Origin of the sequence: Methylosinus sp. R-45379 (genome assembly GCF_001644125.1) — a bacterium.
In the GTDB taxonomy this organism is placed as follows: domain Bacteria; phylum Pseudomonadota; class Alphaproteobacteria; order Rhizobiales; family Beijerinckiaceae; genus Methylosinus.
On record NZ_LUUM01000271.1, the window covers coordinates 17,864 to 29,140 of the forward strand.

General features: G+C 63.7%; 6 protein-coding genes. 2 read left to right on the forward strand and 4 right to left on the reverse strand.

Annotated elements, in window-relative coordinates; all coding sequences use genetic code 11:
* Positions 1-20: 20 nt before the first annotated feature.
* Genes A1351_RS16970 through A1351_RS16985 form a run of 4 tightly spaced genes read right to left on the reverse strand, consistent with a single transcriptional unit; the run spans position 21 to position 9,065 of the window.
* Positions 21-1,415 carry an efflux transporter outer membrane subunit gene (locus A1351_RS16970; protein ID WP_051465640.1) on the reverse strand — a complete coding sequence of 465 codons (1,395 nt, stop codon included), beginning with the start codon at positions 1,413-1,415 and terminating at the stop codon, positions 21-23.
* Positions 1,412-4,681, reverse strand: coding sequence for an efflux RND transporter permease subunit (locus A1351_RS16975; RefSeq protein ID WP_064033551.1), 3,270 nt, complete (start codon positions 4,679-4,681; stop codon positions 1,412-1,414). The genes A1351_RS16970 and A1351_RS16975 overlap by 4 nt, the downstream gene beginning before the upstream one ends.
* Positions 4,678-7,779 (reverse strand): efflux RND transporter permease subunit, encoded by a 3,102-nt coding sequence (locus A1351_RS16980; protein WP_064033552.1) that lies wholly within the window; start codon positions 7,777-7,779, stop codon positions 4,678-4,680. The genes A1351_RS16975 and A1351_RS16980 overlap by 4 nt, the downstream gene beginning before the upstream one ends.
* Positions 7,776-9,065 (reverse strand): MdtA/MuxA family multidrug efflux RND transporter periplasmic adaptor subunit, encoded by a 1,290-nt coding sequence (locus tag A1351_RS16985; protein WP_371441505.1) that lies wholly within the window; start codon positions 9,063-9,065, stop codon positions 7,776-7,778. Before A1351_RS16985 ends, A1351_RS16980 begins: the two co-directional genes overlap by 4 nt.
* A gap of 168 nt (positions 9,066-9,233) precedes the next feature.
* Here A1351_RS16985 and A1351_RS16990 point away from each other — a divergent pair, with 168 nt between their 5' ends.
* Both A1351_RS16990 and A1351_RS16995 read left to right on the forward strand, forming a co-directional pair.
* Positions 9,234-9,944: a response regulator gene (locus tag A1351_RS16990; RefSeq protein ID WP_024882074.1), complete on the forward strand. Its 711-nt coding sequence runs from the start codon at positions 9,234-9,236 to the stop codon at positions 9,942-9,944.
* Positions 9,941-11,254, forward strand: a complete 1,314-nt coding sequence (locus A1351_RS16995) for an ATP-binding protein (RefSeq protein WP_036310330.1) — start codon at positions 9,941-9,943, stop codon at positions 11,252-11,254. Before A1351_RS16990 ends, A1351_RS16995 begins: the two co-directional genes overlap by 4 nt.
* The last annotated feature ends 23 nt before the right edge of the window (positions 11,255-11,277 follow it).

Sequence of the window (11,277 nt, forward strand, 5' to 3'; positions counted from 1 at the left end):
CCCAATCTCCAAAGTTTTGCTCAACGCTCCGAGAGCACGGCGCTCCAGCCCCCTCCGAGCGCCTTCATCAGATTTGCGCTCGCCGCGAGCCGGCTCTGCCGAATTTGCAGCTCGGTCTCTTCATTGGCGAGCGCGGCGGCTTGCGCCGTGACCACTGCCGTATAGGCCGAGGCGCCGGCTTTATATTGGTTGAGCGAGATCTCCACCGCGCGCCGCGCGACTCGAACCGCTGCCGCCTGCGCCGCGGATTGTCGCGCGAGGATACGAAGATTTGAAAGTTGATCCTCCACCGCCTGGAAGGCCGCGAGCACTGTCTGACGATAATTGGCGACGCTCTGCTCATATGACGCTCGGGCGGCGTCGACCGTCGCCTCCCGCGCGCCGCCGTCGATCAGCAGCCGACTGCCGCTCGCCGCCAGCGACCAGGCGGCGTTGCTGGCCGAGACCAGCGGCGAAGCGCCGGCATAGCCGGCGGCGGCGGTGAGGTCGATGGTGGGGAAATAGGCCGCGATTGCGACGCCGATCAGCGCATTCTGCTGTTCCATCTTGCGTTCCGCCGCGGCGATATCCGGCCGACGCTCGAGCAGGGACGACGGAAGCGCGGCGGGGGGCGTCGGGACGGCGCGCGGCAGCTCACCGCGCGGAATCGACAGGGCGGAAGGAGCCCTGCCCGTCAGCAAGGCGATCGCATGCTCATATTGGGCGCGCAAGACTTCCGCGCCGATCGCCGAGGCGCGCGTCGTCTCGAGCTGGGTCTGCGCGGTGATCACATCCGACTGCGAGGCGACGCCAGCCGCATATTGGTTCTGCGTGATCGTCAGGCTCCGCTCATAGGCGTTCACCGTCTCGTTCAGCAGCCGCGCCAGCGAGTCCTGGTAGCGCAGCGCGAAGTAATCGGTGACGAGCGTCGCTTGCGCGGAAAGCGTGAGATCGGCGAGTTCCGCGGCGCTCGCTCCCGCGCCCGCTTCGGCGCTCTCGATCTGCCGGCGGATCTTTCCCCAGAGATCGATCTCCCAGCTCGCCGTGCCTTGCGCATTCTGTGTCGTGGCGATCGATCCGGAACTGCGCGCGCGCGTCGAAGACACGCTGGTCGACACGCTCGGGAATAGGCTCGACCGATCCTCCCGCGCCACGGCGAGCGCTTGGCGATAGGCCGCCTCATAGGCCTTCAAATTCTGATTGTCGATCGCGACCTGTGGAACGAGCGCGTCGAGGATCGGGTCCTCGAATACGCGCCACCAAGAGCCGCGATCGGCGCCGTCGGCCGGCTCGGCGAATTTCCAGCCTTTCGGCGCCTCTTTGAATGCGCCGGGCGCGACGACCTCTGGCCGCACATAATCGGGACCGACCATCAAACAGCCCTGAAGCGACATGACGGCGCCGCAGAGCCCGAAGAACATAGATGGACGCCTCATTCCGCGAGCTCCGCGACGCTCGATCCCGGAAAGGCGCGCCGCCAGAGCCGGTGCGACCACAGCGAAAGCCGTCCGAGATAGAGATAGACGACGGGCGTCGTATAGAGCGTCAGAAATTGGCTGACGATCAGCCCCCCGATGATCGAGACGCCGAGCGGACGCCGCAGCTCCGCCCCGACGCCGTGATCGAGCACGAGCGGCACGGCGCCGAGCAGAGCGGCGAAAGTCGTCATCATGATGGGACGAAAGCGCGCGAGGCAGGCGCGATGAACCGCTTCCGCCGGCGACAGCCCGTCGCGCTCGGCTTGCAGAGCGAAATCGACGATCATTATCGCGTTCTTCTTGACGATGCCGATCAGCAGGAACACGCCGATGAGCGCGATGACGCTGAAATCCACGCCGGCGAGGATCAATGCGAGCACGGCGCCGACGCCCGCGGAGGGAAGCGTCGAAAGGATCGTCAGTGGATGCACATAGCTCTCGTAGAGAATTCCGAGCACGGCATAGACGGCGAGGAGCGCCGCTCCGATCAATAGAGGCATGGTTCCAATGAGCGATTGGGACGCCCCGGCAGAGCCGCCGAAGGCGCCGTGGATCGCGTTCGGCAGATGAATGTCGCCGACCGCCTTGTCGACGGCCGCGGTCGCGTCGGCGAGCGTCGCGCCCGGCGCGAGATTGAATGAGATCGTCGTTGCGACGGCCTGGCCCTGGTGGTTGATCTGGACAGGCGTCGTCGATGGCTCGAGACGCGCGAAGGCGCTGATCGGAATCATGGCTGCGCGGCTGGAGCTGACGGCGGCCGCGCTCGACGCACGGCCGCCGCTGCTCGTGGCGATCGAATTGGTCGCCTTGTTGCGCGCCGAGGCGATCACGGAGGTCGGCTGCGAGGACGCGACGGAGACGGTGCCGTAGGTGGCGTTGGTGGAGGTCGTTCCGCTCGCGGTCGCTCCCGAGGTGCTGACATAGATTTGCTCGAGCGAGGAAGGGTCCTGCAGATAGCGCGGCGCGATTCCCATGACGACGTGATATTGATTTTGTTCCTGGTAGATGGTCGATACCTGCCGCTGCCCGAAGGCGTCGTAGAGCGTCGCGTCGATGACGTCTGGCGTCACGCCATAGCGCGCCGCCGTCGCGCGATCGATCACGACCTTGGTTTCGAGGCCGCCGATCTGTTGATCGGATGTGACGTCGACGAGCGCTGATTGCTGCTTCATCGCCGCATAGAGCTTCGGCGCCCAGCTCCGAAGCGTGGCGGCGTCGTCGGAGAGCAGCGTGTATTGGAATTGCGCGAAGCTCATGCGGCCGCCGAGAAACAGCTCCTGCCGCGGAAACATCATCACATCGGCGCCGGGAATAGCCGCGAGCTTGGGGCGCAATCGCGCCATGACCGCGAAGGCCGAGTCTCGCCGCTCTTCGAGCGGCTTGAGCGTCGTGAACATTCGCGCTTGATTGACGGCGCCGTCCCCGATGGAGGCAGTCACCGTCTCGACGGCGGGATCGGCCCGCATGATCGCGAGCGTCTGCTCGACCTCGAGACGCATCGCGTCGAAGGAGATGCTCTGATCGGCGCGGACCCCGCCCATCAACAATCCGCCGTCCTCGAGCGGAAATAGGCTCTTCGGCGCCACGGCGAAAAGGAAAATATTGAAGCCCACAGTCAGAAGCAAAGAGAAGAGGACGAGGCGTGGATGGGCGAGCGCGCCGCGCAGAGAAAGATCATAACCTTGACGCAGGCCGTCGAGCGCGGCGCCGGTCGCGCGCGCGAGACGGCCTGCGGGGCGGTCGTCCTTTCCCGCGAGGAAGAGCGCGCATAGCATCGGCGTCGCCGTGAGCGCGAGCAGCAGGGACACGCCGATCGCGATCGACAGCACGATCGCGAATTCCCGGAACAGTCGACCGACGAGGCCGCCCATGAGAAGGATCGGCAGAAACACGGCGACGAGGGAGACGCTCATCGAGACCACGGTGAAGCTCACTTCGCCGGCCCCGCGAATGGCGGCCTCTATGCGCGAGGCGCCGGCCTCCCTGTGCCGCGCGATGTTCTCGAGGACGACGATCGAATCGTCGACGACGAAGCCGGTGGCGATCGTCAGCGCCATCAACGAAAGATTGTCGAGACTGTAATCACAAAATTTCATCACGGCGAAGGACCCGAGGATCGACACGGGCACGGTCACCGCGGGGATCAGCGTCGCCTGCGCGCTGCGCAGAAAGACGAAGACGACGAGCACCACGAGCGCCACTGCGATAACAAGAGATTGCTCGGCATGAGCGAGCGACGAGCGTATGGTGACGCTGCGGTCGCCGGAAAGGCTCAGCTCTATATCGCCGGGCAAAGCGGCGCGCAGCTGCGGCAGCAAGCTCTTCACGCGATCGACGATCTCGACGATATTGCCGCCCGGCTGCTTGAACAGGATCATTACGACCGCGGATTTGTCGTTGACATAGCTGATGTTGCGAACATTCTCGACTGAGTCTTCGACTTTTGCGATATCGTGCAGAAGCACGGGCCGGCCGTCGCGATAGGCGACGACGAGATCGGCATAGTCGCGAGCGCGCGTGGCCTGATCATTCGCATAGAGCTGGAAGCGGCGCTCGCCCTCGTCGATCGCGCCTTTGGCGCTATTGGCGTTCGCGGCCGAGAGCGCAGCCCGGATCTCCTCCATGGCGATCCCGTAGTCGAACAGAGCCCGGGGATCGAGATCGACGCGCACGGCTGGGAGAGAGCTGCCGCCGACATCGATATTGCCAATACCATCGACCTGGAGAAGGCGCTGCTGAAGAACGGTCGCCGCGCTGTCGTAGAGCTGACCGGGCGTGAGCGTCTTGGAGGTGAGCGCCAGGATCAGGATCGGCGCCTCGGCCGGATTGAATCGGCGATAGGTCGGCTTGGCGCGCAGCGCTGTCGGAAGATCGACGCGCGCGGCGTTGATCGCGGCCTCGACATCGCGCGCCGCGCCATTGATGTCGCGATCGAGACCGAACTGAAGAATGACTCGCGTCGAGCCGACGGCGTTCTCGGACGTCATTTCGGCGACGTCGGCGATCTGGCCGAGGCGCCGCTCGAGCGGCGCCGCCACAGTGGCCGCCATCGTCTCCGGGCTCGCGCCCGGCATTTGCGCCTGCACCATTATGGTCGGGAAGTCGACCTTGGGAAGCGGGGCGACCGACAGAGTTCCGAAGGCGAGTAGTCCGGAGACGGCGATCGCGAGCGTGAGCAGCGTCGTCGCGACGGGGCGGCCGACGAAGAGGGCCGCCATGCTCATGTGAGGCTCTCCCGCCGCTCTGCGCCGAAACGTCCTCGCAATCGTGCGGCCAATCGATCGAAGGCGAGATAGACCGCGGGCGTCGTGAAGAGGGTCAGCAATTGGCTGACGGCGAGGCCGCCGATCATGGCGACGCCGAGCGGCTGGCGCAGCTCCGAGCCATTGCCGGAGCCGAGCGCCATAGGCGCGGCGGAGATCAGCGCGACCATCGTCGTCATCAGGATCGGCCGGAAGCGCAGAAGGCAGGCGCGGCGAATGGCCTCGCGCGGCGGCAGGCCCTCGTCGCGCTCTGCGACGATGGCGAAATCGATCATCATGATCGCATTCTTTTTGACGATGCCGATCAGGAGAATGATCGCGATGATGGCGATGACGTCGAGATCGGAGCCGGTGATCGCCAAGGCCAGCAGCGCGCCGAGGGCGGCCGAAGGGAGAGTGGAAAGGATCGTCAGAGGATGGACGAAGCTCTCATAGAGCACGCCGAGCACGACATACATGACGAGAACGGCGGCGAGCACCAGATAGAATTCATTGGTCAAGGAAGATCGGAAGGCGGCGGTCGCGCCTTGAAAATGCGTCCCGAAGCTCGCCGGTAAGCCGATCGCGTGCTCGGCGTTCTCGACCGCCGTGATCGCCTCGCCCAACGACGCGCCGCTCGCGAGATTGAAGGAGATCGTCGTCGCCGGAAATTGCGCAAAATGCCCGATCAGGACCGGCTTGCGGCCGACGACGACGCGCGCCATGGCGGAGAGCGGCGCCTGTCCGCTGGTCGCCGTCCCCGAGGGCAGATAGATCGAATCGAAAGTGTCGAGTCCGCGACGAAGGTCGGGATCGGCCTCGAGAATGACGCGCATCTGGTTGGCTTGCGTGAAGATCGTGCTGACGATGCGCTGGCCGAAACTGTCGTAGAGCGCGTTGTCGATCGTCGCCAGAGTGATGCCCAAGCGCGCCGCCGTCGCGCGATCGACCTCGATCATCGCAGCGAGGCCGTCGTCCTGGAGGTCGCTGGTGACATCCACCAGCCCGGAGGCCTTGCGAAGCTCGGCGACGAGCTTCGGCGTCCAGGCGCCGAGCTCAGTCGACGAGGGGTTGTCGAGAATGAATTGATATTGCGTCGCGCTGACGTCGGTCTCCACGGTGAGGTCCTGCGCCGGTTGCATGTAGAGCGCGACGCCAGCGACCTTGGCGACATGCTCTCGAATGCGGCGGATGATCTGGCGCGCCGACAGGCGTCGCTCGGATTTGGGACGCAGAATGATCTGCATGCGGCCCCTGTTGAGCGTCGTGTTGTCGCCGTCGATCCCGATGAACGAGGATAGGCCGGCGACATCCTCGTCTTCGAGGACCGCCTTGGCGAGATCGGTCTGCAGCTCGCTCATGCGTGCAAAGGAGATGGACTGCGCCGCCTCGGTGACGCCTTGGATGACGCCCGTGTCCTGTACCGGAAAGAACCCCTTCGGCGCGACAAGAGCGAGCGCGGCCGTCAGGACAAGAGTGGCGACGGCGACGGCGAGCGTCACATTTTGATGATCGAGGGAGACAGCGAGCGCTCGGTCGTAACCGGCGAGCAGAGAATCGAACCATCCCCTGTCGCTAGCGCGCGCTTCTGACTGCATGGGCCGCTCGCGCAAGAGCCGCGCGCACATCATCGGGACGAAAGTCAAGGACACGACGGCCGAAATGACGATCGCCGAGGCGAGCGTCACCGAGAGCTCATAGAACAGACGGCCGATCATGTCGCTCATGAAGAAAAGTGGGATCAGCACGGCGAGCAAGGAGACGGTCAAGGAGACGATGGTAAAGGCGATCTCTCGCGAGCCTTTCAGCGCCGCGTCGAAGGGGCGCATGCCGGCTTCTATGTGACGGCTGATGTTCTCGATGACGACGATCGCATCGTCGACGACAAAGCCCGTCGCTATGGTCAGCGCCATCAAGGAGAGATTGTCGAGGCTGAATCGCCACAGATACATTGCGGCGAATGCTCCGACGAGCGAAAGCGGAACCGAAAGGCTCGGAATGAGGGTCGCGCGCAGATTGCGCAAGAATAGGAAGATCACCATCACGACGAGGGCGATCGCGAGGACGAGCTCGAATTCGACGTCGGCGATCGAGGCGCGGATCGTGGTGGTGCGATCGACCAGAACCTCGGCTCGAACCGAGGAAGGGAGACCGCCTGTCAGCTGCGGCAGCAACGCTTTGACTGCGTCGACGACATCGATGACATTGGCGCCGGGCTGGCGTTGGACATTGAGCAGAATCGCCGGCGTCGTATTCACCCATGCCCGCAGCTGCGTGTTCTCCGCGTCCCGCTCGACCTTCGCGACATCCGCGAGCCTGACAGGACGGCCGTTCTTATAGGCGATCACCGAATCGAGATAATCGCGCGGATCTTGAATCTGATCGTTGGCGTCGATCGTATAGGAGCGACGCGCTCCGTCGAGCGTGCCCTTCGGCGTGTTGACATTGATATTGCCGAGCGTCGTGCGCAGATCGTCGATGTTGAGCCCATGCGCCGATAAGGCGCGAATATCGGCGCGCACGCGAACCGCCGGCTTGTGGCCGCCCGCGAGCGTCACGAGGCCGACGCCAGCGAGCTGCGAGATCTTTTGCGCGAGCCTTGTGTCTGCGAGCGTCTGGAGCTCGATCAGCGGCGTCGTCGGCGAAGTCACGGCGATGACGAGAATCGGAGCGTCGGCCGGATTGATCTTGGCGTAGACGGGCGGCGTCGGGAGATCGCTCGGCAACAGATTCGTCGCGGCGTTGATCGCCGCCTGCACCTCCTGCTCGGCGATATCGAGCGACAGCGACAGATCGAATTGTAGCGTGATGACGGAGGCGCCGGCCGAGGACTTCGAGGACATCTGACGCAGGCTCGCCATCTGCCCCAGCTGTTTCTCGAGCGGCGCCGTGACGGCGGAGGTCATGACCTCCGGACTGGCGCCCGGATAGAAGGTCTGCACCTGGATCGTCGGATATTCGACGGTCGGAAGCGCAGAGAGGGGAAGATAACGCCAGGCGACGACGCCGACGAAGAGCAAGGCCGTCATGAGTAGCGTCGTCGCCACCGGCCGCAGAATGAACAAGCGCGACGGATTCATGGGAGCGCCAGACCCAAGCGCGCCGACTGCGCGCCGGGGATGCAAATTTTCGCGCCCTCGCTCAGGCGATCGGCGCCTTCGACGACCACGCGATCGCCCGGCGCCAGACCGGACAGGATCACGACGCTTCCGCTGGCGGTCGCACCGGTCGATATCTTGCGCACGGAAACCGTGTCGTCGGGGTTGACGAGATAGACGAAGGTCCCCGGCGCGCCGGCGCGCATGGCGGCCGCGGGCGCGACGATCACGTCCCGCTGAGTGTCGAGCAGCAGCTCGACATTGACGAATTGATTGGGAAACAGCGAGCCGTCGGCGTTCTCGAACAAGGCGCGGAGCTTGACGGTTCCGGTGCTCGTGTCGATCTGATTGTCCACCGCGTCGAGAACGCCGACGGCGAGCTTTTCCGCAAAGGCGCGGTCATAGGCCGTCACGGCCGGACGCGCGCCTTCGCGCAAACGCTTCATGAGCTTGCGCAAGCTCTCTTCCGGCAAGGTGAAGACGACCGAGATCGGATCGACCTGAGTGACGACCACCAAGCCGTTCGTATCCGCAGGCGTGACGTAATTGCCGAGGTCGGTCTGGCGCAGTCCCACGCGGCCTCGGATCGGCGAAACGATACGACAATAGGCGAGGTTCAGCATTTGCGCGTCGACCTGCCCCTGGTCGCTGCGCACGATCCCCTCATATTGGCGGACCGTGGCCGCTGCGGTGTCGACCGTCTGCTTGGATGTCGAATCCTGTTTTATCAGACGTTGGTAGCGTTGCAGATCGAGACGCGCATTGTCGAGCAGCGCCTGATCCTTCTCGAGCTGCCCTTGGTATTGGGCGAGCGTCGCTTCATAGGGGCGAGGATCGATCTGGACGAGCAGCTCGCCCTTCTCCACCATCTGCCCCTCGTGGAAATGGATTTCGGTGAGGTAGCCGCTGATCTGCGATTTGACAGTCGTCGTCGCGATCGAGGTCAATGTGCCGAGCGATGTGAGAATGATCGGCACATCGCCTTTCGTCACGGTCGCGACGGAGACCGATTGGGCGGATGCGAGGCCCGGGGACCCTACCGGGGGGAGGCCGCCAGGCGCGCCCATGCCGGGGCTTTTCCATGGCGCTCGCAGAAGCACAATCCCCGCGATGACGGCGAACGCCACGATCGGGCTCAGCCACCGGCGAGCAGTCGCTCCGATCGCACGGGCCGGGCGATCGGAAGTTCTGTAGAATGAGAGGCGCTTTTCCATGAGAACGGGCGAAACCCAAGGCCGAGGCGACGCTGCCCGGTCATCGACCCACATATGAAACCAAGCCTCGGCAGTTCTCAACTAATTGCTTGTTTATTTGATATTTTCACGCAATGTGTCAGTATCGACACATGTCGAATATTGCCGATCGGCCCTAACGCGCCTATCCATGTGTGTCGCCTCGGCGACCTCGGCGCGCGGTCTCGGGAGTCCGAAGTAGCGTTGAACAAGACCCACAACATCCTCATTGTCGAAGACGATCTCGAGATACGCGATCTTCTCGCCAGCTTTCTGCAAGCCAAGGGCTTCGTCGCCATGGCTTGCGGCAGCTCCGAGGAAGCCGGGCCGATCCTGGCGCGGGAGGAAATCGATCTCGTTCTCCTCGACGTCATGCTGCCGGGCGCGGATGGATTCGAGTTCTGCCGCAGCCTGCGTTCGTCTGGCGGCCCGCGCATCATCATGCTGACGGCGCTGAGCGAGCCGGTCGACAAAGTCGTCGGGTTGGAGCTCGGCGCCGACGATTATGTCGGCAAGCCTTTCGATCTTCGCGAGCTGCTGGCGCGTATTCGAGCCGTGCTTCGCCGCCCACCGGTCGGCGAACGTTTCGACGCGGAGCTGGTCTTGCGCTTTTCCGGCTATGCCTTCCATCCGCAGCGCCGCTTCCTGCGCTCGCCAACCGGCTTGCGCGTGCCACTCACCGGCGCCGAGACCGATCTGCTGCTGGTGTTCTGCCGGAACACGCGCCGAATTCTCTCACGAGAGGAGCTGATAAATCTCTCGCGTGGCGAAGGTTTCGCCATTGCGCCGCGATCTGTCGATCTCCTTGTCAGCCGTCTTCGCCGCAAGCTTTCTGGCGACGATCCGTTCACCGACGTCATCCATACGGTGCGCGCGGATGGATACGCGTTCCAGCCGGAAGTCTCGATCGAATGATTCAGCGCTTCTTCGCGACGACGCTCGGTCAGATCATTGCGATCATCGCCGTGTCTTCCGCGACGACCTTCTTTCTATTCCTCGCCATTCTATCGACCATCAACACCAATCTCCCTCCGCCGCCGCCATGGCCTTGGCCGAGCGCCTATCGAATCGCGTTCCTCTTCGAGAGCGTCCTCGGAGCGCCGGAGGATGCGCGTGCGGCTATCGTCGCCCGCGCGCGCCGAAGTGATTTCGTCGTCCAATTGACGTCCGCGCCGGTCATTTGCGACGGCAACGACAAGGACGCTCAGAATCTCCAATCGGCGCTGCGATCGAAATTCGACCATGCTCTTTCCGAACCGACTGTCCGCTCTTGCGGCTCCGGCGACCCGGTGACCGATCTTCAAGCGCTGTTACCATTGAATGGACGAACGCTGGAGGTCCGAACCGGCAACCCGGGAGCACAATATTTTCCGTGGCTCACTTTTCCGCTCGTGGGAGCCCTGCTGTTTCTCTGCGTCGCGCTCGCCGCATTGTCCGCTTGGGCCGTTTGGCGCGTCACCGGACCGTTGCGTCGTCTCGCCGACAAGGCCGACGCCTTCGGACGCGAGATCACGCTGGAGCCCATCCAGGAAGAGGGGCCGCTGGAAATACGACGCGCGGCGAGAGCCTTCAATCTGATGCAGGAGCGCGTCATGCGCTCTATGAGCGATCGCACGCGCATGCTCGCGGCTGTCGGGCATGACCTCAGGACGCCTCTCACGCGCATGCGCCTACAGCTGCAAGCTGGAAAAATGGAAAGTCTCAGAAGCAAGCTTCTGCGCGATGTCGATCTGATGCATTCGATGGTCGCCTCGACACTCTCCTTTCTCAACGGCGCCTTCGACGAGGAAGAGAAGGAATGGCTCGATCTCGGCGCTCTTTTGTCGACCTTGTGTGACGAATTCGAAGAAACGGGAGCCCGGATCGCTTATGAAGGCGGCGCCGACATTCGCTTTTTCTGTCGACCCAACGCGATCAATCGCGCCCTGACCAATCTGATCGAAAATGCCATTCATTTCGGCAATCGCGTCGACGTTTCCGCTTCGACGGACGGAACTCGCATCGTGCTAGACGTGGCCGATGACGGTCCCGGCGTTCCTGCCGGACGCATCGAGGAAATTCTCGAACCTTTCGTTCGCCTCGACCCTTCGCGCTCCGCGCGGCCCGGAAGCGTCGGCCTCGGACTTTCTATCGTCAAAGAAATCGTCGAAGCGCATCGGGGCCGGCTCGACCTCCGCCACCGCGAGCCGCACGGCCTCATCGCCAGAATTGTATTTCCGATCTAGTGGGTGCGACCGCCGCGCGACGA